Here is a 24,878-nt window from a genome sequence, read left to right on the forward strand (position 1 = left end):
CGGTCAGGAGGCGATGATCAGGTCGCAGCCGGTTTCTCGCATGGATTTGCGGGCGGCGGCGGGGAGGCCGGCGTCGGTGACTACTACGTCCAGGTCGGACCAGGTGGCGAAGGTGCTGAGGCCTACGGTGCCCCACTTGGTGTGGTCGGCGACCAGGACCACCTCGCGGCTGGCGGCGATGAAGGCTCGGTTGGTCTCGGCCTCCATCAGGTTCGGGGTGCTGAGACCGTGCTCGGCGTCTACGCCGTGGGCGCCGAGGAAGAGCATGTCGAGGTGGAGTGACTGCAGGGCCGCGGTCGCGATCGGGCCGACCAGGGCGTCCGACGGGGTGCGGATGCCACCGATCAGGACCACCGTGCGGTCGGAGCGGCTGTTGCCGTGGAAGACGTCGGCGATGCGGGCCGAGTTCGTCACCACGGTCAGGTTCTCCACCCGGAGCAGTTGCCGGGCGAATGCGTAGGTGGTCGTCCCGGCGCCGATGCCGATCGCGCTGTCCGGCTGGACCCGGCGGGCGGCCTCGGCGGCGATCGCGTGCTTCGCCGAGGACTCCTGGGTGAGCTTGGCGTCGAAGCCGGGCTCGTGCGCGCTGCGCAGGCCGACCGAGGTGGCGCCGCCGTGCACCTTGTGCAGCAGGCCGCTGGAATCCAGGGCGTCCAGGTCGCGGCGGATCGTCATGTCGGAGACGCCGAACCGCTCGACCAGCTCGGCGACCGTGATCGCGCCGCGGCCGTTGACCTCGGCAACGATGGTGGCCTGCCGCTGGGCGGCCAGCTGACCGCCCCGGCCACGGGAGGGCTCAGCGTTCGGTCCGGCTGCGTTCACACTCGACAGCCTAAGGTCTCAAATGCCCTTTCGCAGTCCGATTGTGTTGATTCCTGTGCCTGTACCGCGAAACCTCGTTGCCGCGAGCGGCCCGGCTTGTCAGGCTGAGGCATGCGATTCCCCGAGGACGTCCCGGCACTGACCGACGGCACCGTGACACTGCGTGCGCACACCAGCGCGGACATCAAGCCGGCCTTCGACGTCTGCCAGGACCCGGTGATGCAGCAGTGGACCACCATCCCGGTGCCGTACGAGTGGCAGCACGCCGAGCAGTACCTGACCGAATTCATCCCGTCGGGCTGGCGGGACGGCAGTTCCTGGGGCTGGGCGATCGAGTACGACGGACGCTACGCCGGCACGATCGACCTGCGTCCGGGCGCGGGTGGCGTCGGTGAGATCGGGTTCGGGCTCGCGCCGTGGGCCCGGAGCAACGGCGTGATGACGCGGGCGGTGAAGCTCACCCTCGGGTATGCCTTCGACCAGGGCTGGGAGCGCGTCATCTGGCGTGCGTACGTCGGTAACTGGGGATCCCGCCGGGTCGCCTGGAAGAGCGGCTTCCGCAACCTCGTGATGGCTCCCGCCCACGGTGTGGCGCGGGGCGTCCGCAAGGACGAGTGGATCGCCTCGATCACCCGCGACGACGATCCCGAGCCGCAGGGCCACTGGTGGTCGGTGCCGGTGCTCGAGGCCGACGGCGTGCGGTTGCGCGAGTTTCGCAGTACGGACGCGAAGCGGGTTGCCGAGGCGTGCAGTGACGAACGGACCCAGATGTGGCTCGCCGGGCTTCCTTCGCCGTACACGCTCGACGCCGCGGAGAGCTTCATCGAGAGCCGGCAGGAGATCCGCGCGAGCGGCGAGGGCGTGACGTGGGTGATCGTCGATCCGGACACCGACGAACTGCTCGGCAACGTGAGCGTCTTCGACCTGCGGAACCGGATCGACCAGACGATGGGCGAGATCGGCTACTGGGCACACCCGGACGCGCGCGGCCGCGGCGTGATGTCGAAGGCGGTCGGACTCGTGATCCGGCACGCCTTCACCCCGGTCGAGGACGGTGGGCTCGGCCGGCGGCGGCTGGCGCTGTTCGCTGCCGAGGGCAACACCGCCTCGATGCACGTTGCCGAGGTCAACGGGTTCACCGAGGTCGGGGTCGAGCGGTCGGCCAGCCCGACCCGCGACGGCCGCTTCCTCGACACGCACTGCTTCGACCTGCTCCGCACCGACTGACCCCGCCGGTCGCCAACCGACACTGCCGCGCGTCGGCCGATCACTTGATTCGGGGGTTGCCGATCCGGCCCGGGAAGGTAACGAATCTGCGTTTCTGCGACCACTTGGTGACAGACGACACATCTTCCCCTCGCCGTGCGGCGTTCTGACTGGTTGAATCGTCGAGTGAGAGATCGTGAGGAACTCGTCCGCCGCTGGCAGGCCGGGTGGTCTGTATCGCGTGGCTGGACCACTGTCGAGGATGACAACGACGGGATCCTGACCGTCCGTGCGGGCGAGGAGAACCGCGCGATGGAGTACGTCGTCCTGGACGCGGACGACAAACCCGAGCGGGTCGAGCGTGCCGCCGAACTGGCCAAGGCCGCCGGCAGCGGCCGGGGCGCCGGCTGGGTGACGCTGGCCACCGACGACCGCGAGGCCCGGATCGAACAGCTCGAGGACCTCGGTCTGGAGGTGCAGCGCGACCAGGATTGGCTGATGACGATCCAGCTGTCGGAGCAGCCCGCCCTGCAGCTGAGCGAGCGCTATGCCCTGCACTCCGAGCTCGAGTCGGACCTGATCATCACCAGAGCCACCCTGCACGGCGGCGTGGTCTCCAGCGGCCGGATGGCGGTGGTCGGCGAGGACGCCGTCGCCGATCGGATCGAGACGGATCCGGCGCATCGCCGGCGCGGCCTCGGCAGTGCGGTGATGGCCTCGCTGGTCGAGACCGCGGCCGCTCAGGGCGCCAAGCGCGGCATCCTGATCGCCTCGATCGACGGCTTGCGCCTCTACCGCAGCCTGGGCTGGAAGGTCATCGCCGACATCGTCATCGCCCGCTCGGCCTGATCGCGGCGACGGTCTCCGCGAGCGCGTCGGCGGTCGGCACCGTCACGATGCCGAAAGCCCTTTCGGCCTGCGAGGAATCGAGCACGAAGGGTCGCCGGAACTGGTACTGCAGTTCCCGGATCCCGCGCGCCTGCTTGTTCACCAACCCACCGAGCCAGAGCACGGCCGGCGGCATCGACGACAACCGAGGAGCCCGTACTCCGGCGATCGCCGCGGCCTGGGTGGTCAGGTCGCGCAGGGAGGTCGGCGCCGGGCTGGGGACGTGCCAGGTCCGCCCCCAGGCCGTCTCGTCGGAGGCGACCGCGACGAGGGTCCGGGCGACATCCGTCACGGCGGTCCAGCTGTGCGGGGCATCCAGATCCGCCGGGACCAGCGTCCGTTTACCGGCCAGAACCCCGGGCAGCACGCCGACAGTGAAGAACGACACAGCGCCAGCCCCCAGGTAGTCCGATCCACGCACCTCCGCAGTGCGGATCCGGCCCGCTTGGTGGGCCGCCAACGCGTCGGCCCAGAGCTTCGAGCGGACCCTGCCCTTGACCGAGTTCGGCCGCTCCGGATCGCTTTCCTTCATGGGTCCATCGGGCACGCCGTAGGAATACAGATTCCCGGTGGTGAGCAGTACCGCGCCGGTGGCCGCGGCGGTCTCGATCAACGATGCCCCGAGCGGCGGCCAGTCCACGGGCCAGCGGTCGTAGGCGGGGCCACCGCAGCTGAACAGGGTGTCCGCGCCCTCGACGAGGGCGGTCAACGCCGCCGGGTCCGCCGCGTTGGCCCGCATCTTCTCGAGACCAGGGAGATCCGGCCCGGTTCCGCTGCGGGTGATCAGTCTCACCTGCTCACCGCGCTCCACCAGCAGTTGCGCCACCGCGGTACCGACCGGGCCTGAACCTACGACTGCTCGCACGGGGTCAACCTCTTGTTTGAGGTCTAGGACGGTACAGGGCTGCCGTTAAAGGTTCGTCAATGCGTGCGTGAGGAAGGCCGCAAGGGGTCGTGGTCGCTGCCGAGATCGGCTACGGTCCGTGGCGTGCCTCGGCGGCTGCCGCCGCGGCGCGGACCGGGGATCACGGGAAATCGACGGACGACGACGAGAGGCTCGCTGGTTCCATGACCGACTCACCCAACGGCCGGAATTCCTTCTTTCCGGAGGAACCGGACAACTACGGCTGGGGCGACTCGCAGTACCAACCGAACTACGAAACGCAGCATCAGCCGCCATATGACCCGCAGTACGACGCGCGGCGCCAGTACGACGAGCAGTACGAGGACCAGCACGAACCGCACTACGACGGGCCCTCGGTCGGGCGGCACGGGAGTAGGCGGCGTCGCCGCAGCGGCGTAGCGGCACCCATCCTGGGAGCACTGGCCGTACTCGCGCTGGTGGCGGGCGGCGGCTGGTACGTGACTCGCGACACGACCAGCCCGACCAGCCAGCACGAGCCGTTGACCGTCGCGACCGACGACTCGTCCACCCCGACGGAAGAGCTGAGCACGCCGCCGCTCACTCCGAGCGCGACGCCGAGTGCGACTCCCTCGAAGACACCGTCCAAGACCCCCAAGGCAACGCCGAGCCGCACGGCCACGGCACCGAGCCGCGAGGGCACGCGGTCGCCGCAGCCGAGCACGAAGCCCACCACGAGCGCCACTCCGACCAGGAAGCCGACGAAGAAGCTGCCGGCGCCCAGCAGTGGTAGCGCGGAGGCCCAGGTGCTGCAGCTCACCAACCAGGAGCGTGCGAAGGCGGGCTGTGGACCGCTGCGGACCAACAGCGCGCTGACCCAGGCGGCCGAGGCGCACGCGTCGGACATGGTCCTGAACCACTACTTCGACCACAACAGCCTGGACGGCCGCTCGCCGTTCGACCGGATGAAGGCGGCCGGCTTCAGCGGCGGATCGATGGCCGAGAACATCGCTGTCGGCTACAAGACCGCGGGGGCCGTCGTGGAGGGCTGGATGAACAGCGAGGGCCACAGGAAGAACATCCTGAACTGCAGCTACACGATGATCGGGATCGGCTACGACAGCGGCCAGGTCAAGCCCGAGTGGGGCAACGGCAGCTGGGTCCAGGACTTCGGCGGCTGAGCCGAATCTTCGGTATTCGTTAAGACGACTCGCGGACCCGTAACGGTGACCTTTCACCTCGGTTAAGGTTTCTGTTCGGTAACCAGGGGTGCCTGGCCACGATCCCGCGGGGAACGACGAACTTCCGGTACGACGAAACTGAAGAGGACTCGCGGTGAGACGAATGAGGCACGTCTTCGGGCGACCGTGAAGGGAACACGCACGTAATGTCAGAGCGAGGAGCAGGCGCCCGTCGCCGGCCGAGCAGGAGGGCAGCCTCGACCCCGTCCCGGGCCCGGCGCGCCCTGGTGGCACTCGGCACGCTGGCGCTGGTGATCACGCCGATCTCCTGGATCCTGCTGCACCAACCGCAAGCGGACCAGGCCGACGCCTCGGTTCCGTACGTCACCAGAGACGACGACACCTACATCATCACGACGAACCAGCCGACCGGGGCCACGCCGATGGCTCCGGACGACCCAGGGAGCCCGACCGCGTCGCCGTCCACCCGTACGCCGAAGCCGTCCGCGCCGGTGACTCCCGGCGACATCTCGTCGACGACTCCCACCGACGGACCGACGAGCGGCTCCACGGACGGCCCGGGCACCGGCACGGAGCCGTCGACGCCACCGAGCACCGGCACCACCGAGGATCCGGACCCGTCCGACCGGCCGACGACCACCACCTCCTCGTCGAGAACGCCGACGCCGTCCGCCCCTCCGCCGCCGGCAGACAACGGCAGCATGAGCGGGGAAGAGGCGGAACTGTTCTCGCTGGTCGACGAGGCGCGGACGACCAACGGGTGCGCGCCGCTGCGCCGGAACAGCAACCTGACCGGCAGCGCTCGCAACGACGCTGAGGGGCGAGCCGCCAGCGGGGACGTCTCCGAGACCGAGGCGTCCAAGGCGGCGGCCGGCGGCGACGGGATGTCCGCGAAAAAGGCCTTCGAACGGCTTAGGTCGCAGAGCTCAGGGACCCTGTTCAACTGCGGGCTGGACGAGCTCGGCGTCGGCCGCGGCGATTCCACTTACAAGGACGGCGGTTTCGCCTGCGGCATCCTTGGAGTGGGTTGTAAAGAGAAGACGCGGGTCGCGTGGGTGGTCGACTTCAAGTAGTGGTCGGGTGACTACCTGGCGAAGTACCGGACGGCGGCTCGGCGAGGCTCGGGCCGCCGTTTCGTCTTGTGGGTGGGACGATGGGGGAAGGTGCTTGAGTCAGCCTCCGGCGCGGGGTTAGCTTGAGCCTCCACCCACTCTGCGGGAGGCCGGATGTACGGCGAGCGAGACGATCTCGAAGCTGCCCGGCCTGCGCTGTTCGGCATTCCACCCGACGCGCTCGCCGACGAGCGGCCCGACCGCCGGCCCGAGGACGCCAAGCGGATGGGGTTGAGCCGCCATACCGAGGAAGGCGCGGTCGTGCACTTCGTCTCCAACCTCGACGGCGCCAAGCCCGGTCACAAGATGATGGCCTGGATCCTGCTGGTCACCTTCGCCACCCCGGCCCTCTACACCCTCTTCCTGCTGCTCTGAACCGGCAACGGACCGCGACCCCCTGGCGGGAGGCGCGGTCCGCCGTACGGGCCTGAGGTCAGCCGACCTTCTTCTGCAGGTCCTCGTCCAGCGCGGCCAGGAAGGCCTCGGTGCTGAGCCACTCCTGGTCCTTGCCGACCAGCAGCGCGAGGTCCTTGGTCATCCTGCCTTCCTCGACGGTCTCCACGCAGACCTGCTCGAGGGCCTCGGCGAAGCCGATCACCTCGGGGGTGCTGTCCAGCTTGCCTCGGTGCTTCAGTCCACCGGTCCAGGCGAAGATCGACGCGATCGGGTTGGTCGACGTCGGCTTGCCCTGCTGGTGCTGGCGGTAGTGCCGGGTGACGGTGCCGTGCGCGGCCTCGGCCTCGACTGTTTTGCCGTCCGGCGTCATCAGCACCGACGTCATCAGGCCGAGCGAGCCGAAGCCCTGCGCGACGGTGTCGGACTGCACGTCGCCGTCGTAGTTCTTGCAGGCCCAGACGTAGCCGCCCTCCCACTTCATCGCGGACGCGACCATGTCGTCGATCAGCCGGTGCTCGTAAGTCAGCCCGTTCTGGTCGAACTCCTCCTTGAACTCCTCGTCGAAGATGCTCTGGAAGATGTCCTTGAAGGCGCCGTCGTACGCCTTGAGGATGGTGTTCTTGGTGGACAGGTACACCGGATAGTTGCGCTGCAGGCCGTAGGAGAACGAGGCGCGCGCGAAGTCCTCGATGGACTTGTTGAAGTTGTACATGCCCATCGCCACGCCGCCGTCGGGGCCGTAGTCGGCGACCACGTGCTGGATCGGCTCCGAGCCGTCCTCGGGGGTGAAGGTGATGGTCAGCTCGCCGGCGCCGGGGACCTTGAAGTTGGTCGCCTTGTACTGGTCGCCGTGGGCGTGACGGCCGATGATGATCGGCTTGGTCCAGCTCGGGACGAGCCGCGGGATGTTCGAGATGATGATCGGCTCGCGGAACACCACGCCGCCGAGGACGTTGCGGATCGTGCCGTTCGGGGAGACCCACATCTTCTTCAGGCCGAACTCCTCGACTCGCGCCTCGTCCGGCGTGATGGTCGCGCACTTGACGCCGGCGCCGTACTGCTTGATCGCGTTGGCCGCGTCGATGGTGACCTGGTCGTCGGTGGCGTCCCGGTGCTCGATGCCGAGGTCGTAGTACTCGAGGTCGACGTCGAGGTAGGGGTGGATCAGGCGGTCCTTGATGAACTGCCAGATGATCCGGGTCATCTCGTCGCCGTCGAGCTCGACGACGGGGTTGGTCACCTTGATCTTGGCCATGGTGGGTCGTTCCCCTCAGTCAGATGTTTCTTGACATCAAGATAGTTTTCTTGACGTCAAGATATATCGCGCGCCGCTGCGCTGTCACCTCGGGGCCTTGAAGTCCTGGCGATGGCGCTGCGGCGTAGTACCGAGGACCAGGTGGAAGTGATGCCTGAGGGCCGCGCTGGAGCCGAATCCGCTCTCCGTCGCGATCCGCTCGACCGGTTGGTCGGTGGTCTCCAGCAGCAGTCTGGCCCGATCCAGCCGCTGCCTGAGCAGCCACGCCTGGCCGCTGCTGCCGGTTCGCAGGCGAAACTGTCTGGTGAACGTACGCCGGGACAGCGCCACCGCCGCGGCCCATTCGTCCAGCGAGACCGGCTGGTCAAGCCTCGACCGGGCCCACACCATCGCCCGCTCGATCACGTCGTCCGACGGATCCGGCGGCACCGGCACCGGGATGTACTGCGCCTGCGAGCCGCTGCGGTGCGGGGCGACCACGATCGCGCGGGCCAGGCGCTCGGCCAACTCGACCCCGTGATGCGTGCGAACCAGGTGCAGACAACAGTCGAGCGAAGCCGCCGTACCGGCCGAGGTGACGAGGTCGCCGAGGTCCGACCAGAGCACGTCCGCCCGGACCTTCACCTTCGGGTACTGCGCGGCCAGGCGATCCGCCCAGCGCCAGTGCGTCACCACCTCCCGGCCATCGGCGATCCCGCTCGCCGCAACCAGGAACGCCCCGATACAAAGGCCGACCACCGTCGCACCGCGTGCGTGGGCCTCGCGGATCGCCTCGACCAGCAAGCCGGAAGGCTCGCGCTCGGGGTCCCAGCTCGGCAGGATCACCAGGTCCGCGTGGCTCATCACGTCGAGGCCGCGTTCGACGTACAGGTGGTTCAGCTGGATCTCGCGGTGAACGATGGAGGCATGAAGATCACCCACGTGGGCGGACCGACCGCCCTGATCAGCCTCGGCGGCCTCGCCTTCCTGACCGATCCCGCGTTCGACGAGCCGCGCGAGTACCAGTTGCCCGGCCGCGTGATGAAGAAGCTCACCGGCCCTGCTGTGCAGCCCGCCGACCTCGGCCCGATCGACGCCGTCCTGCTCTCCCACGACCAGCACAAGGACAACCTCGACGACTCCGGCCGCGCCCTGCTGCCGTGGATCCCGCTGGTGCTGTCGACCCCCGCCGCCGCCACTCGCGTCGACGGCGTTCGCGGCCTGGAGACGTGGGAGTCGATCGAACTCCCCCGCCCCGACGGCGGCACCCTCACCGTCACCAGCCTCCCCGCCCGCCACGGCCCCGAAGGCGCCGAACCCATCACCGGCGTCGTCACCGGCTTCCTGCTGAGCGGCACCGACCTGCCGACGCTCTACGTCTCCGGCGACAACGCCTCAGTCGGCCTGGTCGCCGAGATCGTCGCGCGGCTCTCTGCTGGCACAATCCCCGGCGTCGCGGCTGGCGCTGTCGACGTAGCCCTCCTCTTCGCCGGCGCCGCCCGCACGACCCTCCTGGATGGCGCCCCGCTCACCCTCACCTCCGAGGCCGCAGCCGAAGCCGCCCGCCTCCTCACCCCCGCCGCAATCGTCCCCGTCCACACCGAAGGCTGGTCCCACTTCACCGAAGGCCCCGACCACCTGACCAAAACCTTCACCACCGCCAACCTGACCAACCGCCTCCACCTACCCACCCCAGGCACCCCAATGACCTTCTAGTGCCCTGCGTCGGATGTTGTTTGAGTGATTGCGGCGGTGAGGTGCGTGCCTGGGCGCCGCAAGCGCCAAGGAGCATCCGACGCAGGGCACTAGCAGGCGGAGGGCGCTCAGGTGACAGCACTGGAACTGAAGCATCGGCGAGTAGCCCTGTCGTTCGCAGCGGGCCACGTCCTCGCCCGGCACGGCCGTACCGAACAACAGGAAGTTGCCGCTGGCAACGTCACCCTCCACGCTCACCAAGGCGGTCGAGGCGCAGCGAGAACGCGGTACTTCCTGTCGGTCCGTACGCCGTTGCGTGCTAGTTGATGGGCCTCCGGTGCGACGCGCGCCGACTCCCCAGAGGTCAGTGGAGTCTCGAAGATTAGCGGCTGGCGGGGGCAGGGTCGGGACCTTGCGGCAGCCATTCCTGTACCAGGATCTCATCGCCCACAGCGATCCGCCCCGACCTCAGCACCGCCGCCTTCATGCCGAAGCTGACGCCGCCGCCGTAGTCGGGCTGCCGCCGGTACTGCGCGAGGGTGCGCGTGGGCTCGGGTCCACTCTTCTCCCCCGTGGCCTGGTTCACCGTCGGTACTGCGCAGCGGATCGCACGAGCGGCGTACCCGAACTCCACCTCGCCCGCGGACGCGCGCAGCACCTTGTCCTCGGTGTGCGGCTCGTCCCAGCCGGAGATGACGAGGTTCGGCCGGAAGCGGTTCATCGGGATGGGGTCGCCGCCCGTCTCCACGATCCGCTCGTTCAGGCCGTCCAGGGACGACAGGGAGGTGATCAGCAGCGCGTGCGCGTCGCCGAAGCCGGTCTGCCCCTTGTGCACGCCCCAGCCGGGCCGCTCGTGCTCGGGCGTCACCCGCACCAGCCCCGCGGGCTTCCCGATCCGCTCGGAGAACCACTCGTCCGCGGCCGGGTCCTGGACCACGCCGGCGCCGAACCACTTGCCGAACAGGCTCACGTCGCGCCGCTTCCCGTCGTACGCGACCGGTACTTCGAGGTCGCCGGCGCCGTCGGCGGACAGCCTGAGCGCCTCGCCGTCGCCGAGGACGGTGACACGCAGGGGGGCCATCGCGGGCACGCTGCGCTGGCTCAGGAAGGTGCCGTCGGGCTCGACCAGCATGAAGCTCCGGTCGTGCAGCAGGCCGGTCGGTGTCACCTCGGCATGCTCGACGGACACCCCGGCGAGACCTTTCACGGGGTAGTAGGTCAGGGCAGCGACTCTGGCGACGGACACCCGGCAAAGCTACCCGGAGTCACCCCTGTCCCGCCCGCTCGCTGACCGAACCTGACCGCAGATTGTCCAGTTCTCCGGGTTGGTGCCCTGCGTCGGATGTTCCTTGGTGCTCGCGGCGCAGGGCATTCCAGCCCTACCTGCCGAAGGTGCCGGACGGCGCGGCCGGGGACACGAAACCCTCGGAGTCGGTCAGCGGATTCGCCTTCCCGGCCAACTCGCCCAGCGGCAGCACGTCGTACGGCGGTTGCGCGCGTCGCCCGGGTGCGACCAGATCCGGCACCGACCGCGGTGATGCCACCAGCACGACGTTGCCGAAACCCTTGCCACGCAGCACCTTGCGCTCGGCGAGCACCACGCCGTCGCCGACTCCGCTCAGCATGGTCGCGGCAACCCGCCGGACGAACGCGAGCCCGGCCGACCCGTCGATCAGGTTGAGCACGATGACCCCGCCGGGACGCAGTACGCGGGTGCACTGCAGGGCGAACTCGAGCGTGACCAGGTTGGCCGGGACCGCCTCGTGCACGAAGGCGTCGACGATGACCAGGTCGACGGAGTCCTCGTAGATCTCGGCGATACCGGCCCGCCCGGTGACGCCGCGGACCTTGATCCCGGCCCGCTTCGGCAGCGGCAGGGTCTCCCGGACGAACTCGGTCAGGTCCTCGTCCGGTTCGAGCACGATCTGGCGGGACCTGGGCCGGGTGGTCGCGACGTACCGGGGCAGGGTGAGCCCGGCGCCGCCGATGTGGACCACGGAGACGGCCTGGCGTCGCGGGGCGAAGGCGTCGAGGACGTCGCCGATCCGGCGAACGTACTCGAAGGACAGGTGGGACGGGTCGGCCAGATCGACCTGGGACTGCAGCGATCCGTCGACGCGCAGGACGAACGTCCCGTCCGCCTCGGCCTCGACCGTCGCCGTCCCGGTGGCGACCTTGCGCTCGATCATCACCTCATCTAACCAGCCCGCCGGGCGGCGCCGCCGTCGGCCGAACAGCCGACAGCGACGCCCACCCCTGCAGACCGCTCGGACAGCGAGCACCGCCCGTCAGATACCTCCGACAGCGGCCGCTCTCAGATTGCCGTCAGCGGGACTCGGCTTCCGCGGCCACGACGATGTCGGTGTTGTCGGAGAACAACCCGTCGATGCCCGCCTGCCGGTATGCCGCGATCTCGCCGAACAGGTTGCCGGACTCGGCGGCGACCGTGGAGCTGCGGAAGTTCACCGGCAGGAAGCTGTTCTCCACCCGGAACGTGTACGGGTGGACGACCAGCCCGGCCCGATGCGCGTCCCGGACGAGCGCGGTCGGCGTGCCGAGCTTGCCGGTGGCGTCGACCGGGATGACCTGGTCCTTCGACGGACCCACCCCATCGGCGTACCGGGCGACGTCGCGAAGCCCGTTGGCGCTGACGATGTCGGCGTACGTCCGCTTGTCACCACTGGCGACGAAGTCGTACGGCGCGCCGGCGGAGCTGGTCAGCTGCACCAGCGGGACCCGGAGCTGCTTGTCCAGTGTCTTGAGGTTCGCCACCTCGAAGGACTGGACGAACACCTTCGCCTCCGGCCGATTCAGGCCGTTGCGGTTCAGCGTCTTCACCAGTTCCGGCTCGAGCGCGAGGCCCTGCTGCTGGAAGTACGTCGGGTGCTTGGTCTCCGGGTAGATGCCGATCGGCCGGTCGAGCTCGCGGGACAGCCGCTTGGTCAGGTCGATCACCTCTTGCAGGGTGGGGATCTGGTAGCGCCCGTCGAACACGGTGTTGTGCTGCCGGACCGCCGGGATCCGCTCCTTCGCGCGGAGCGTCTTGAGCTCCTTCAGGGTGAAGTCCTCGGTGAACCACCCGGTCAGCGGCGTACCGTCCAGCACTTTGGTCTTCTTCCGGGCGGCGAACTCCGGGTGGACGGCGACGTCCGTGGTGCCGCCGATCTCCGGCTCGTGCCGGGTGACGAGCACGTGGTCCTTCGTCGTGACCAGGTCCGGCTCGATGTAGTCGGCGCCCATCCGGGCGGCCAGCTCGTACGACGCCAGCGTGTGCTCGGGCCGGTAGCCCGAGGCGCCGCGATGCCCGACGATGACGAAATCGTCGTGCTTGCCGGCGGTCGGGGAGCTCTGGGCGGAGGTCTGGGTAGCGGTCGGCTGGGAGGTGGTCTTGCCGGTCACCTGCGGCGCGAGGACCGCGGCGCCCACGGCGAGGACCGTGGCGGTGATCGGGACGAACCGGCGGGGCAGCACCGTTCGCATCATCGTGATTCTCCTTACAAGTCAGGGACTGTCCACACCCTCGGCCGGTGCGGAGACAGTCCGGCGGCGTACCGGCGTCCAGCGGGTGAATGGCGGGCGGAAGACCGGTGGTGGGTGAACCTCAGGCGGGTGAACGGACCGGCCGGGAGGCCGGTGGTGCACGGGGCGGGCGGCGGGTGAACGGATCGGGCGGGAGGTCGGTGGACCGGTGGTGCGGATCACCAGCCCCACCGTCGCTCAGCGGCGCGGGACTTGCTAGCGTCCGAAGGAAATCCGTCGATGAAACCTCTTGAGGAGCGTGTCGTGAGCAATACACCCGTGAAGGTCGCCGTCACCGGCGCCGCCGGCCAGATCGGCTACAGCCTGCTGTTCCGCATCGCGAGCGGTGCGTTGCTCGGCCCGGACACGCCCGTGGAGCTCCGGCTGCTGGAGATCACCCCGGCCCTGAAGGCGCTCGAGGGTGTCGTGATGGAGCTCGACGACTGCGCGTTCCCGACCCTGGCCGGGGTGGAGATCGGCGACGACCCGAACACCATCTTCGACGGCGCGAACGTGGCCCTGCTGGTCGGCGCCCGCCCCCGGACCAAGGGGATGGAGCGCGGTGACCTGCTGGAGGCGAACGGCGCGATCTTCACCGTCCAGGGCAAGGCGCTGAACGAGCACGCGGCGGACGACATCCGGATCACCGTGACCGGCAACCCGGCCAACACCAACGCGCTGATCGCCCGCAGCAACGCCCCGGACATCCCGGCCGAGCGGTTCTCCGCGCTGACCCGGCTGGACCACAACCGCGCGCTGGCCCAGCTCGCGAAGAAGACCGGCACCCACGTGACCGACCTCAAGAGGCTGACGATCTGGGGCAACCACAGCGCCACGCAGTACCCCGACATCTTCCACGCCGAGGTGGCCGGCAAGAACGCCGCCGAGGTCGTCAACGACCAGAACTGGCTGGAGAACGACTTCATCCCGACCGTGCAGAAGCGTGGCGCGGCGATCATCGAGGCCCGCGGCGCCTCCTCGGCCGCGTCCGCCGCGGCGGCGACCGTCGACCACGCGCGCGACTGGCTGCGCGGCTCGGCCGACGGCGACTGGCTGTCGATGGCGGTCGTTTCCGACGGCTCGTACGGCGTGCCGGAGGGGCTGATCTCCTCGTTCCCGGTGACCACCAAGGACGGGAACTACGAGATCGTCCAGGGCCTGGAGGTCAACGACTTCTCCCGCGCCCGGATCGACGCCAGCACCCAGGAGCTCGGCGAGGAGCGCGACGCGGTCCAGGCTCTCGGCCTGCTCGGCTGAACCGATACCCAAAGGAACCCCCGGGGATCTCCCCGGGGGTTTCTGCTGCATTGGGCGCCTGAGCAGTTGGTTGCTTAAGGCAATGGCATCAGTTGGGAACGATCAGGCCGAGCAGGAGGATCGCGGCGCCCACGCCCAGCAGGAGCAGGGTGTCGAACGTACGGCTGCGAACGTGCAGGAGACCGGCCGCGTTGTCGCTGAGGCCGGCCCGGAGCAGCGCGGCGAGCAGCACCCCGCCGGAGAAGATCAGTACTCCGTTGCGCCAGTTGTAGAAGGTGAGGATCACCAGGCCGACAGCGCACACCGCCACCGACAACACCAGCGGCCACTCACCACGCCGCTCGGCCTCGCCCGCCATCACCCGGCCTGGTCGGACTGAGCCACCGCGGACTGGGCAGCTTCGGCGGCCTCGACCACGTTGGTCAGCAGCATCGCCCGGGTCATCGGGCCGATCCCGCCCGGCATCGGCGCGATCCAGCTCGACACCTCGCGGGCCGCGGCCTCGATGTCGCCGACGATCTTGCCCTCCGCGCTGCGGCTGATGCCGACGTCCAGCAGTACCGCGCCCGGCTTGACCATGTCGGCCGTGATCAGCCCGGCCGACCCGGCCGCCGCGATCACGATGTCACCGGTACGAACCACCGCGGCCAGGTCCCGGGTGCCGGTGTGGCACTGGGTCACGGTCGCGTTCTCGGACCGCCGGGTGAAGAGCAGCCCCATCGGGCGTCCCGCGGTGACACCCCTGCCGATGACGACCACGTGCGCCCCGGCGATCGGTACGTCGTACCGGCGGAGGAGCTCCACGCAGCCCTTGGGGGTGCACGGCAGCGGGCCGTCCTGGCCGAGCACCAGCTTGCCGAGGCTGACCGGGTGCAGGCCGTCGGCGTCCTTGGCCGGGTCGATCAGGCCGAGGATCTCGTTGGTGTCGACGTGCTTCGGCAGCGGCAGCTGGATGATGAAGCCGGTGCACGCCGGGTTCTCGTTGAGCTCGACGACCCTGGCCGCGATCTCGTCCTGGGTGGCCTCTGCCGGCAGCTCGACCTCGATCGAGGCGATCCCGACGGCGGCGCAGTCGCGGTGCTTGCCGGCCACGTACGCCCGGCTGCCCGGGTCGTCGCCGACCAGGATGGTGCCCAGCCCGGGCACGACGCCCTGCTCGGCCAGTTTCGCCACCCGGACCGCGAGCTCGTTCTTGATCGCCGCCGCGGTCGCCTTGCCATCCAGAATCTGCGCCGTCACGAGGAAAGAGTCTGCCATGCGCCGACCGGCCGTCGGGCACGTACCACCAGCGAGATGCCCGGCAACCCGCCCACCGGCAGATACCGCTCGCCGGCGATCACCGCACTCAGGAACATGTTCACGGCCGACGACATCTCCGTCAGATCACTGCCCGTACTCCGCTTGCGGCGCCAGGCGGCGATCGGCCGGAGCAACACGTTCCAGGACCGGATGTCCTCGATCTCCAGGCCGGCCGACTGGAGCAGCCGCACCAGCTCGTCCCGGTCGTAGCGGCGCACGTGGTCGACCGCCACGTCATGCGCACTCCACAGCTTCATGTCGCACGGCACGGCGATCAGCGCGACGCCGCCGGGACGGAGGATCCGGAAGATCTCGGCGGCGGCGAGACCGTCGTCCGCCAGGTGCTCGAGAATGTCGTAAGCGACCACCAGGCCATGGGACTGGTCGGCCAGCGGCAGGCACCGGGCGTCGGCCCGGATCACGGGGATGCCGCGCTCATGGGCAACCTGTGCGCCCTCCTCGCCGTACTCGAGCGCGGTCGCGGCCCACCCGTGCGCGCGCAGCACCCGTGTGTTGCCCCCACCCGCCGCGCCGATGTCGAGCGCCTTGGACTGCCCGTCGCCCTCGGCAGCCATCGCCCTGAGCTGACGGGCGAGCAGCGCCCGGCGTTCGCGATACCACCAGTGCTTGTCCTCGACGGCGACCAGTTTGCGTACCTCAGTCCCTTCCACAGAGCGAACCGTACCGTCTCCGGCGGTCAACCCATGCACGTGAGGTGCAGCACAGCCCTGACCGATCGGTTGATTCCTGGCCGATCGGTCAGGAATATGGGCGTCATGGCGACCACCACCCCTGTCCGGGAGCGCACCCGGCGCGAGATCGTGCAGCAGGCGATGGTGCTGTTCCAGAGCAAGGGCTACAGCGCGACCTCCCTGCAGGACATCGCGACCGCCGCCGGCTGTTCCAAGGCCACCGTGCTCTATCACTTCAACGGCAAGCCCGCGGTGCTGTCCGCAGTACTGGAGCCGTCGCGAGCTGCCCTGGCCGAGTTGAACGCGGCGGCCGCCGAACTGCCTCCGGCGGAGGCCCAGGAACTCGCGATCACCCGGTTCGTCGAGCTCGCGGTCGAGTTCCGGGGTGTGGTCAACGTGCTCCAGGACGTGCTGCCGACGATCGACGAGATGCCCGAGTTCACCGACCTGATCGCGGCCGGCCTGCGGCTCACCGAGTTCCTGGCCGGCAGCGACGACCCGCTCGAGCGGGCCCTGGCCGAGTTCGCCATCAACGGGCTGCTCGGCGAGTGCCGGCACTCGGGCGAGCGCACCGATACCGAACTGCACGCGCTCTGCGACACGGCCCTGCGCCGAATACTGCGGCTGCCCGCGTGAGCCTGCCGTCCCCGCCCCGCTACTCCTGCTGTTTCCCGCCAGTACCAGCGAAACGGACGCACTTCTGATGGCCAATCTCCTGTACCGGCTCGGCCGGTTCTCCTACCAGCGCCGCCGGCTCGTGGCCGCGATCTGGACGTTCGTGCTCGTGCTGCTGGGAGTCGGCGCGCTGACGCTCGGCGGCCAGACGGCGAACACCTTCTCGATCCCCGGCACCGAGTCGCAGCGCGCCCTGGACGCGCTGGCCAAGGATCTGCCGGCCGCCAGCGGCGCTTCGGCGACCGTGGTCGTGAAGGCACCGGCGGGGAAGACACTGGCGGACCCCACCATCAAGGCCGCGGTCGGCGCGACCGTTGCCAAGGTCAACCAGCTGCCCGAGGTCGTCGGCGCGGTCGATCCCTTCACCAGCAAGGCGATCAGCCCGGACGGCGCGACCGGCCTGATCAGCGTCCAGTTCGCCAAGCCGGCCGATGAACTGGCGAAGACGAGCACCGAGGCGTACGACCACCTGAAGTCGCTGAGCACGGCAGACCTGCAGGTGGTTCCGGGCGGCCAGGTCGTCGGCGGTCCGCCGGAGATCGGTTCGACCGAGGTGATCGGCGTCGCGATCGCGGCCGTCGTCCTGGTGGTGACCTTCGGCTCGCTGGTCGCCGCGGGGATGACGTTGCTGACCGCGCTGATCGGCGTACTCGCGGGTATGGCCGGGTTGTTCCTGGTCACCTCGGTGGTGGACGTCTCCTCGACGGCACCGATCCTGGCCTTGATGCTCGGGCTCGCGGTCGGGATCGACTACGCGCTGTTCATCAGTTCGCGGCACCGCACCCAACTGGCCGCCGGGATGGATGAAGAGGAATCGGTCGCGCGAGCCACGGCGACCGCCGGTTCGGCCGTGTTGTTCGCCGGCGCCACAGTGGTGATCGCCCTTGCCGGGCTGAGCCTGGTAGGCGTCCCGTTCCTCACGGCGATGGGACTCGCCGCCGCCGCGACCGTGCTGACCGCAGTACTGGTGGCGTTGACGTTGTTGCCCGCGATGCTCGGGTTCGTCGGCCGGCGGGTGCTGCCGCGGAAGATCCGGAAGACCGCGGCGACGCCTGCCACCGAGGGGTTCGGGTTCCGCTGGGCCCGGCTGGTGACGCGCTTCCGCATCCCGGTCGTTGCCGTCGGCATCATCGGGCTGGGAGTGCTGTCGATTCCCACGCAGGACATGCGACTCGCTCTTCCGGACGGCGCGTCCGCTGCCGCCGGGACGAACCAGCGGGTGGCCTACGACCTGGCGGCGGCCGCTTTCGGCCCAGGGTCCAACGGTCCGCTGGTGGTCGTGGTGAAGAGCGACAGCGCGGCGACGACCGGCGGACTCGTCGAGCAGGTGATGGCCAAGAGCAAGGGCCTCGAGGACGTCGTCGCGGTGGCTCCCGGACCGGGCAGCGCCGACGGATCCACCCGGCTCGTGAGCGTAATCCCTGCGAGCGGTCCCGCCTCGGAGCAGACGGCTGACCTGGTGAAGGATCTACGGACGGCCGTCCATCCGCTGGCTTCGGGCGACGCCTCGATCTCGATCACCGGTAACACCGCGGTCGGCGTCGACGTGTCGAACAAGCTGACCAAGGCGCTCCCGACGTACCTGCTCGTCGTGATCGGGTTGTCGTTCCTGCTGTTGCTGCTGGCGTTCCGGTCGGTCCTGGTCCCGCTGAAGGCGACCCTCGGGTTCCTGCTCACCATCGGCGCGACCTTCGGCATCACCGTCGCCGTGTTCCAGAAGGGCTGGGGCGCTTCACTGCTCGGCGTGGACTCGCCCGGTCCGCTGGTCAGCTTCCTGCCGATCATCATGATGGGCGTGCTGTTCGGCCTGGCGATGGACTACGAGGTGTTCATCGTGTCCCGGGTCCGCGAGGAGTTCGTGCACGGCAAGCACGCCACCGAGGCGACGATCGCCGGAGTCGGACACGGCGCCCGGGTGGTGACGGCCGCCGCGCTGATCATGGCCGCGGTGTTCGCCGGCTTCATCCTGGTCGAGGACCCGATCATCAAGACGATCGGCTTCGGCCTGACCATCGGCGTACTGATCGACGCCTTCGTGGTCCGGATGACGCTGGTCCCGGCCGTGCTCACCCTGCTCGGCGACCGCGCCTGGTTCTTCCCCAGGTGGCTCGACCGGATCACCCCCAAGGTCGACATCGAGGGCGAGAACCTGCGCACCACCACCCCGAAGCCCACCGACAAGGACCTCGTCAGCGTCGACTGACCCCTCACGCTCGAGGGCGGAATGCCCGAGGGGTTGTCACGGTTGGAGCAGTTAGTTTATTCTTTAACTACCTACGAGCGAGGAGACCCGCCATGCCCGCCGTGACCGTCAGCGACATCACCGTGCTGCCCCGCGTCCACCAGCCCGACCCGGCCGTCGCGAACGAGCGCGCGGTCCGGTCGGTGACGTCCGCCCCCAGCGGCTTCGAGGGTGAGGGCTTCCCGGTACGCCGCGCCTTCGCCGGCGTGGACATGCGGGACCTGGACCCGTTCATCCACATGGACCAGATGGGCGAGGTGGAGTACGCGCCGGGCGAGCCGAAGGGCACCCCGTGGCACCCGCACCGCGGCTTCGAGACCGTCACCTACATGCTCGACGGGATCATGGAGCACCAGGACTCCCAGGGCGGCGGCGGTGTCATCTCCAACGGCGACACCCAGTGGATGACGGCCGGCAGCGGCCTGCTCCACATCGAGACCCCGCCGGAGCACCTGGTGCTCAGCGGCGGCCTCTTCCACGGCATCCAGCTCTGGGTGAACCTGCCGAAGGCGCAGAAGTGGGCCGCCCCGAAGTACCAGGACATCCGCGGCGGTGACTCCGCCCTGCTGTCCACCCCGGACGGTGGCGCGCTGATCCGCGTGATCGCGGGCTCGGTCGACGGCCACGACGGCCCGGGATCGACCCACACCCCGATCACCCTGGTGCACGCCACGGTCAGCCCGGGCGCCGAGCTGGTGCTGCCCTGGCAGCCCGACTACAACGCGCTCGTCTACGTCCTGGCCGGTCAGGGCACCGTCGGCGCCGAGCACCGCCCGATCCGCAAGGGTCAGCTCGCGGTCTTCGGCCCCGGCGACACGATCCGTACGGCGGCCGCGCTGTCCCAGCCGCAGGCGGAGCCGAACCTGGACGTGCTCGTCCTCGGCGGCCGCCCGATCCGCGAGCCGATCGCGATGGCCGGCCCGTTCGTGATGAACACCCGCGCCGAGGTGGTCCAGGCCTTCGAGGACTTCCAGGCCGGCAAGCTCGGCTCCATCCCCGCGGTCCACGGCGCCCCGACCGAACTCCGCGAGTCCAACTGACACCCTTGCGTTGCGTCTGAAGAAACCTGAGGCCCCGAGCCAAGATTCTTCGGACGCAACGCTTTCAGCCTCCTCCAGCAGCGGGCCTGACCGGGAAGACCGGGCAGGACCGCTGTCGTCATTTCCGGCCGGGCTCTCGCTCCGGGACGGATATGAGCGTACGCTCATGAGCACTTGCTCATGAACATGTGCTCATATCAAGGGAGACGACCATGACAGAGGTGTCGGTCCGCGGACTGACGAAGCATTTCGGCTCGGTGCACGCCGTCGAGGAGTTGACCTTCGAGGTGCCGTCCGGGCAGGTCACCGGCTTCCTCGGGCCGAACGGAGCGGGAAAGACGACAACGCTGCGGATGGCGCTTGGCCTGGTCCGCCCGACGGCTGGTGAGGCACTGATCGGAGGGCATCGGTACGGCAAGCTCGCCCAGCCACGGCGCGTCGTGGGCGCGCTGCTCGAGGCGACCGGTTTCCACCCCGGCCGCCGGGGCCGGGACCACCTCCGCGTGCTCGCGCAGCCGGTGGGCGTACCGGCCGGGCGGGTTGACGACGTGCTCGAGCTGGTCGGTCTCACCGAAGCGGCGGACCGCCGGGTGAAAGGCTATTCGCTGGGCATGCGGCAGCGGCTCGGCCTGGCTTCGGCACTTCTCGGGGATCCGGAGGTGCTCATCCTCGACGAGCCGGCCAACGGGCTCGACCCTGCCGGTATCGCCTGGCTGCGCGACCTGCTCCGGAAGGAAGCGAAGGACGGGCGCGCGATCCTCGTCTCCAGCCATGTGCTCAGCGAGGTAGCGCAGACCGTCGACCAGGTCGTGATCGTGCATGAGGGCCGGCTCCGGTTCGCCGGCGCTCTCGACAGCCTCGGCGAGGATTCGCTCGAGACCGCCTTCCTCAACCTGACCGGCGCACGGTGAAGGAGTGGACGATGACCGGGATCAAGAATGAATTCCTCAAGCTTCGCACCGTCCGGAGCCCGCTGCTTGTGCTGGCTGCCGCGCAACTGGTGGTGCTGGCAGGTGTCAGCGGACTCTTCGTCAACGGTGCGGACCTCGGCGATCCGGCGACACCGTTGCGAGCGGTCGGGCATGCCGGCCTCGTCTCGATCTTCTCCCTGGTGCTGGGCATCGTCGGCATCGCGGGCGAATACCGGCACAGGACCATCACCGACACCTACCTCGGTACGCCGCGGCGCGGGCGGGTCATCACCGCGAAGCTCGCGGTGTACGCCGCCGCAGGTGCCGTCCTCGGTCTGGTCAGCTCCCTGGTGGCCTTCGGTGCGACCGCACTCTGGCTCTCCGGGAAGGGCAGCTCGCTCGACCTGTCCGACCCGGCGCTCTGGCGGACGCTGGCCGGCTGCGTGATCTGGAACGCGTGCTTCGGCGCGATCGGGGTAGGACTGGGCGCGCTGATCCGCAACCTGGTCGGCGCCGTCGCCGCGGCGCTGGCCTGGATCGCCCTGGTCGAGGGCATCGTCGGCCAGCTCGTCGGAGGCTTCGACCGCTGGTTGCCGTTCAACAGCGGGCTGGCGCTGGAGGGTGTGCCGGCACCTGCCGTCGACCTCCTGCCACGGTGGGGCGGCGGGCTGGTGCTCGCCGCGTACGCGCTGTTGTTCGCGGTCGTCGCGGTGTCGACTACGGTTAGGCGCGATGTCTCCTAGACGCGCCAGAGCCGTGCGGGGCCGGGTCGGCGACGACCCGGCCACTGCGCTGCGCGAGCACCTGATCGACACCGCCGAGAAGCTGCTCGGCGAGCGGCAGGTCTCCACCATCACGACCCGCGACATCGCCCGCTCGGCCGGGGTTTCCGACGGCGTGCTGTACAACTACTTCGGGGCCAAGCACGAACTTCTCATCGCCGCCCTGCTCCGCCGGTACGCCGGGTCGGTGACCCGGTTCGACACAAATCTGCCGGTTGCCGGCAGTGGCACCGTCGAGGACAACCTCATCGCCTACGCGCAGGCTGCGGTGGACCTGGTCACCGAGACCCTGCCGACCGTGGCCGGCCTGATGTCGGAGCCGCCTCTGCTGCACCGGTTCATCGAAGAGATCCACCGGCAGCCGCTCGGCCCGAACCGGATACACCAGCCCATCGCCGACTACCTCACCGCCGAGCAGAAGCTAGGCCGCCTGGGCGCGTTCGACGTCGAATCCGCGACCATGCTGATCATGGGCCCCACCATCATGATGGGCTTCACCGCGCTCGTGGCCGGCGCTTCCCGCGAGGCGCTCGCCGACCAGATCCCGGGGATCATCCGGACGTTGCTCGCTGGTATCCAGGTCCAACCCTCGGGATAGAAGACCCGGGTGGCGTCCACTGATCAGACCGACAGGCTCCGCCGATCAGGGGAACTGACGGACAGACCGGAGATCGCCCTCTCGGTCTCGTCGTACATCGCCTGGGCGTCGTCGTGCGTCAGACCGATCGCGGTGAGCCCGACGCGCCCGTCGACCGCCAAGCAGGACAGCATGTGGAGGACGACGCCGGTCTTCCTGTGACGGTCGAACTGAAGACCCGCCTCGGCGACCGCACGGATCACGTCCGCAGGTGGCAGACCGAGCCAGGCCGGGTCGACCAGGTTGTCAGTCGCGACGTAGCACCGGGACGACCCGTCAGCCGTGCACCAGGTCCCGGCCCTCGGGTCGTAGCGCCCAGGGACGAGGTTCCGCAGCGCGGCGTACGGGTGGGTCGTCCCGCCCTTGCGTAGGTTGATCTCCAGCGCGTACAGGTTCCACTGGTCGGCGGCATCCCGCACGGCGAAGAAGTCCACGCTCAGCCGGCCGACGACACCGCGAGGCGCGAGCAATCGGCCGACTGCCTCCGCGTACGTCGCCAGCGTCGCCGCGTAAGCCGCATCGGCAGGGAAATGGCAGCCCCGGTAGATCTGATGGCTGGACCCGCCGAGCACTTGTTCGTGCGTGGCCAGGACGATCACCTCGCCATCAGGGGAGATGTCGAGCTGGACACTCGGGCTGGTGGCGTGTGCGCCGGTGACGAGCTCCTCGACGACACTGCCGTGAGCAAGATCCGCGAGATACCAAGCCGGCATCGCCTCAAGTTGTGAGCGGATCGCCGCGTCGGGCAGCCGCCGGCCTGCGAGGTCGCGCAACTGGACGACCTGGTTGCCGTCGCCCGCGCCGCTGTCGTCGTGCTTGACGACGACCCCCTGGGCCGCGGGCCGCTCGAGCTGGATGGCGGCGATCGCTGCACACACCTCGTCAACGCTCCGCACGTCCTCGCGGCCGACCGGCGTCGGCACCCGTGCAGCCTGGAACAGCCGCCGGCCCGCGCCTTTGAAGCCGAGCGGCCACAGTTCGGGCGCCGTCCCGTTGATCGGGGCATCCAGGCGCACAGCGATCCCGACCTCGTGCTGAGTGACGTTCCACGGTTCGATGAAGGCCGGCCGCCCCCCGATCATCGCCCGGAGGCGACGGATCAGATCCGGCCGATCCAGGAGCTTCTCCGCAACCGAACGGGCACTGGGGTCATCCACCGTGACGATCCGCAGGCGGGAGCGAGCGTCAGCCCTGCGCCCTTCCGGCGCCAGCGAGACGTAGTAGTCGAGCACTTCATCGGAAGGCAGCTCGGAGCAGATGAAGATCATCTCGCACTGCTCGATCCGCGGCAGCATCAGCGAAGCCAGCAGGTACCGGTGCTCGAGGGCCGGGATCCGCGTCGCGTAGTGCGACAACATCGATTCGCTGAGGCTGAACGACGGGAGCGCAACGAGTACGTGAGGTGATCCCCCGTGATGGTTCATCGACCACACTGGTCCGAGCTCGCCTTGCAGGTCGGAGAAGTCCCTCATACAGCACTCCCGCCTCAGGCCATCAGAATACGCCTGGAGCTGTCGCCTGCCTGGCCACACTGCCCCCGTCAGTACGCTCCGGAGTTGTCCAAGTCGATGTAGTGCGCGATGCGAGGATCCTCGGGGTCGGCACCGTAGGTCTCGGCGAAACGGCGGGCCGCGGGCGGTCCGCCGTACTGCGGGTTGAGCTCGCCGGACAGGCTCTTCACCATCAGGGCGACGTCGAGGTACGGATCGCCGAGCCCGAGCCTGCCGATGTCGAGGACCCCGCTGAAGCTGAGCGTGACCGGATCGATGAAGACGTTCGGGGCGCAGTAGTCGCCATGGGTGACCGCTGCGCGCTCCCCTGGAAAGGGCGACTCGAACGGACACTCGGTCAACTGGTGAAGGGCTCGCAGCCCGTCAGCCATCGCCGCGAGTACGCCGGGCCGGTCGCTCGCGGACCACGGCTGTGAGGCATCGCGGCCGGGCAGTTCCCTGGTCAGCATCCACCCGTTGCCGCGGTCAACAATTCGCGGACACGGAAACCCGGTGGCCCCGAGCCACGCCAACCGGTCCGCCTCGTCATCGACCCCGGAACCAGCTTTGTGGTAAAGGGTTTCGGCCCCCTTGCCCAGCCGCACCAGTGCCGCACCCGAGAGCCCCAAGTGGATCGGTTCACCCCAACGAGCGTTGAACCGATCCACTACCGCGTCCACGTCCATCCCCGCACCGTACGCGCACCACAACGAACCTCGCAGGTGGATTACCGAGCTCCGGCAGCAGGTCCGACGTCGATGAACGAGCGCTCGGGATGGACCGCGCCGTCGGCTTGACCGCTTCACCCACCTAATGGCCAGCGCCGCCAGGTCGGGTGTCGCGGTCACCTCGCTCGCGCCGCGCGGTCCGGACATCCCGACCTTCTGAAGGAGGATCGGTAGCCCCGCCGCCGGACT

General features: G+C 69.2%; 26 protein-coding genes. 13 read left to right on the top strand and 13 right to left on the bottom strand.

Annotated features, from left to right (window positions below; translation table 11 throughout):
- Positions 1-3: 3 nt before the first annotated feature.
- Positions 4-822, bottom strand: coding sequence for a DeoR/GlpR family DNA-binding transcription regulator (locus EV644_RS04220; protein WP_132186865.1), 819 nt, complete (start codon positions 820-822; stop codon positions 4-6).
- 111 nt (positions 823-933) lie between these two features.
- On the opposite strand from EV644_RS04220, the gene EV644_RS04225 reads away from it, so the two are divergent.
- Both EV644_RS04225 and EV644_RS04230 read left to right on the top strand, forming a co-directional pair.
- Positions 934-2,049: a GNAT family N-acetyltransferase gene (locus tag EV644_RS04225; protein WP_132186864.1), complete on the top strand. Its 1,116-nt coding sequence runs from the start codon at positions 934-936 to the stop codon at positions 2,047-2,049.
- Positions 2,050-2,214: 165 nt separating this feature from the next.
- Entirely contained in the window at positions 2,215-2,877 is a 663-nt protein-coding gene (locus EV644_RS04230) for a GNAT family N-acetyltransferase (protein WP_132186863.1), read from the top strand.
- Here the strand turns inward: EV644_RS04230 and EV644_RS04235 are convergent.
- Positions 2,858-3,781, bottom strand: coding sequence for an NAD-dependent epimerase/dehydratase family protein (locus tag EV644_RS04235; RefSeq protein WP_132186862.1), 924 nt, complete (start codon positions 3,779-3,781; stop codon positions 2,858-2,860). The two genes, EV644_RS04230 and EV644_RS04235, sit on opposite strands and share 20 nt — an antisense overlap.
- A 203-nt stretch (positions 3,782-3,984) precedes the next feature.
- Here EV644_RS04235 and EV644_RS04240 point away from each other — a divergent pair, with 203 nt between their 5' ends.
- Positions 3,985-4,959, top strand: coding sequence for a CAP domain-containing protein (locus EV644_RS04240; RefSeq protein WP_132186861.1), 975 nt, complete (start codon positions 3,985-3,987; stop codon positions 4,957-4,959).
- Positions 4,960-5,362: 403 nt separating this feature from the next.
- Here the strand turns inward: EV644_RS04240 and EV644_RS46000 are convergent, their stop codons facing one another.
- The gene (locus EV644_RS46000; RefSeq protein ID WP_242000998.1) at positions 5,363-5,683 is read right to left on the bottom strand and encodes a hypothetical protein; all 321 of its coding nucleotides are present in this window, start codon (positions 5,681-5,683) and stop codon (positions 5,363-5,365) included.
- Here EV644_RS46000 and EV644_RS46005 point away from each other — a divergent pair.
- Positions 5,682-6,053 carry a CAP domain-containing protein gene (locus EV644_RS46005; protein WP_242000999.1) on the top strand — a complete coding sequence of 124 codons (372 nt, stop codon included), beginning with the start codon at positions 5,682-5,684 and terminating at the stop codon, positions 6,051-6,053. The genes EV644_RS46000 and EV644_RS46005 overlap by 2 nt on opposite strands.
- A 153-nt stretch (positions 6,054-6,206) precedes the next feature.
- Positions 6,207-6,467, top strand: coding sequence for a hypothetical protein (locus EV644_RS04250; RefSeq protein ID WP_132186859.1), 261 nt, complete (start codon positions 6,207-6,209; stop codon positions 6,465-6,467).
- Between the two features lie 58 nt (positions 6,468-6,525).
- Here EV644_RS04250 and EV644_RS04255 read toward each other — a convergent pair whose 3' ends face one another.
- Positions 6,526-7,743, bottom strand: a complete 1,218-nt coding sequence (locus EV644_RS04255; RefSeq protein ID WP_132186858.1) for an NADP-dependent isocitrate dehydrogenase — start codon at positions 7,741-7,743, stop codon at positions 6,526-6,528.
- A gap of 84 nt (positions 7,744-7,827) precedes the next feature.
- Positions 7,828-8,664: a GlxA family transcriptional regulator gene (locus EV644_RS04260; protein ID WP_241997744.1), complete on the bottom strand. Its 837-nt coding sequence runs from the start codon at positions 8,662-8,664 to the stop codon at positions 7,828-7,830.
- On the opposite strand from EV644_RS04260, the gene EV644_RS04265 reads away from it, so the two are divergent.
- Positions 8,650-9,438 carry an MBL fold metallo-hydrolase gene (locus EV644_RS04265; protein WP_132186857.1) on the top strand — a complete coding sequence of 263 codons (789 nt, stop codon included), beginning with the start codon at positions 8,650-8,652 and terminating at the stop codon, positions 9,436-9,438. The genes EV644_RS04260 and EV644_RS04265 overlap by 15 nt on opposite strands.
- 361 nt (positions 9,439-9,799) lie before the next feature.
- Here EV644_RS04265 and EV644_RS04270 read toward each other — a convergent pair whose 3' ends face one another.
- The 3 genes from EV644_RS04270 to EV644_RS04280 all read right to left on the bottom strand — a co-directional run bounded on the left by EV644_RS04270 (position 9,800) and on the right by EV644_RS04280 (position 12,900).
- Entirely contained in the window at positions 9,800-10,663 is an 864-nt protein-coding gene (locus EV644_RS04270; protein ID WP_132186856.1) for an MOSC domain-containing protein, read from the bottom strand.
- Between the two features lie 133 nt (positions 10,664-10,796).
- Positions 10,797-11,606: a spermidine synthase gene (locus EV644_RS04275; protein ID WP_241997742.1), complete on the bottom strand. Its 810-nt coding sequence runs from the start codon at positions 11,604-11,606 to the stop codon at positions 10,797-10,799.
- A 136-nt stretch (positions 11,607-11,742) separates the two neighbouring features.
- Positions 11,743-12,900, bottom strand: coding sequence for a glycerophosphodiester phosphodiesterase (locus EV644_RS04280; protein ID WP_369410482.1), 1,158 nt, complete (start codon positions 12,898-12,900; stop codon positions 11,743-11,745).
- Between the two features lie 300 nt (positions 12,901-13,200).
- Between EV644_RS04280 and EV644_RS04285 the strand changes: the two genes are divergently transcribed.
- On the top strand, positions 13,201-14,193 hold the full coding sequence (locus tag EV644_RS04285; RefSeq protein ID WP_132186855.1) for a malate dehydrogenase: 993 nt from the start codon (positions 13,201-13,203) through the stop codon (positions 14,191-14,193).
- Positions 14,194-14,281: 88 nt separating this feature from the next.
- On the opposite strand, the gene EV644_RS04290 is transcribed toward EV644_RS04285, so the two are convergent.
- Genes EV644_RS04290 through EV644_RS04300 form a run of 3 tightly spaced genes read right to left on the bottom strand, consistent with a single transcriptional unit; the run spans position 14,282 to position 16,163 of the window.
- Positions 14,282-14,551: a DUF3017 domain-containing protein gene (locus EV644_RS04290; protein WP_132186854.1), complete on the bottom strand. Its 270-nt coding sequence runs from the start codon at positions 14,549-14,551 to the stop codon at positions 14,282-14,284.
- The gene (locus tag EV644_RS04295) at positions 14,551-15,432 is read right to left on the bottom strand and encodes a bifunctional methylenetetrahydrofolate dehydrogenase/methenyltetrahydrofolate cyclohydrolase (protein ID WP_132186853.1); all 882 of its coding nucleotides are present in this window, start codon (positions 15,430-15,432) and stop codon (positions 14,551-14,553) included. The genes EV644_RS04290 and EV644_RS04295 overlap by 1 nt, the downstream gene beginning before the upstream one ends.
- A complete protein-coding gene (locus EV644_RS04300; protein WP_132186852.1) occupies positions 15,429-16,163 on the bottom strand; it encodes a class I SAM-dependent methyltransferase in 735 nt (244 codons plus the stop codon). Before EV644_RS04300 ends, EV644_RS04295 begins: the two co-directional genes overlap by 4 nt.
- Positions 16,164-16,268: 105 nt before the next feature.
- Here EV644_RS04300 and EV644_RS04305 point away from each other — a divergent pair, with 105 nt between their 5' ends.
- The 6 genes from EV644_RS04305 to EV644_RS04330 all read left to right on the top strand — a co-directional run bounded on the left by EV644_RS04305 (position 16,269) and on the right by EV644_RS04330 (position 22,432).
- The gene (locus tag EV644_RS04305; RefSeq protein WP_132186851.1) at positions 16,269-16,820 is read left to right on the top strand and encodes a TetR/AcrR family transcriptional regulator; all 552 of its coding nucleotides are present in this window, start codon (positions 16,269-16,271) and stop codon (positions 16,818-16,820) included.
- 67 nt (positions 16,821-16,887) lie between these two features.
- Positions 16,888-19,062 (top strand): MMPL family transporter, encoded by a 2,175-nt coding sequence (locus EV644_RS04310; RefSeq protein WP_132186850.1) that lies wholly within the window; start codon positions 16,888-16,890, stop codon positions 19,060-19,062.
- 92 nt (positions 19,063-19,154) lie between these two features.
- Positions 19,155-20,141, top strand: coding sequence for a pirin family protein (locus EV644_RS04315; protein ID WP_132186849.1), 987 nt, complete (start codon positions 19,155-19,157; stop codon positions 20,139-20,141).
- 212 nt (positions 20,142-20,353) lie between these two features.
- Complete coding sequence (locus EV644_RS04320; RefSeq protein WP_132186848.1) at positions 20,354-21,052, top strand: ABC transporter ATP-binding protein; 699 nt, start codon at positions 20,354-20,356, stop codon at positions 21,050-21,052.
- A gap of 11 nt (positions 21,053-21,063) precedes the next feature.
- Positions 21,064-21,795: an ABC transporter permease subunit gene (locus tag EV644_RS04325; protein WP_132186847.1), complete on the top strand. Its 732-nt coding sequence runs from the start codon at positions 21,064-21,066 to the stop codon at positions 21,793-21,795.
- Positions 21,785-22,432, top strand: a complete 648-nt coding sequence (locus EV644_RS04330) for a TetR/AcrR family transcriptional regulator (RefSeq protein WP_132186846.1) — start codon at positions 21,785-21,787, stop codon at positions 22,430-22,432. The genes EV644_RS04325 and EV644_RS04330 overlap by 11 nt, the downstream gene beginning before the upstream one ends.
- Positions 22,433-22,455: 23 nt before the next feature.
- Here the strand turns inward: EV644_RS04330 and EV644_RS04335 are convergent, their stop codons facing one another.
- Together EV644_RS04335 and EV644_RS04340 are read right to left on the bottom strand one after the other, a co-directional pair.
- Positions 22,456-23,943: a peptide ligase PGM1-related protein gene (locus tag EV644_RS04335; RefSeq protein WP_132186845.1), complete on the bottom strand. Its 1,488-nt coding sequence runs from the start codon at positions 23,941-23,943 to the stop codon at positions 22,456-22,458.
- A 68-nt stretch (positions 23,944-24,011) separates the two neighbouring features.
- A complete protein-coding gene (locus EV644_RS04340; protein WP_132186844.1) occupies positions 24,012-24,647 on the bottom strand; it encodes a phosphotransferase in 636 nt (211 codons plus the stop codon).
- Between the last annotated feature and the right edge of the window lie 231 nt (positions 24,648-24,878).

It is taken from the genome of Kribbella orskensis, from assembly GCF_004342085.1.
In the GTDB taxonomy this organism is placed as follows: domain Bacteria; phylum Actinomycetota; class Actinomycetes; order Propionibacteriales; family Kribbellaceae; genus Kribbella; species Kribbella orskensis.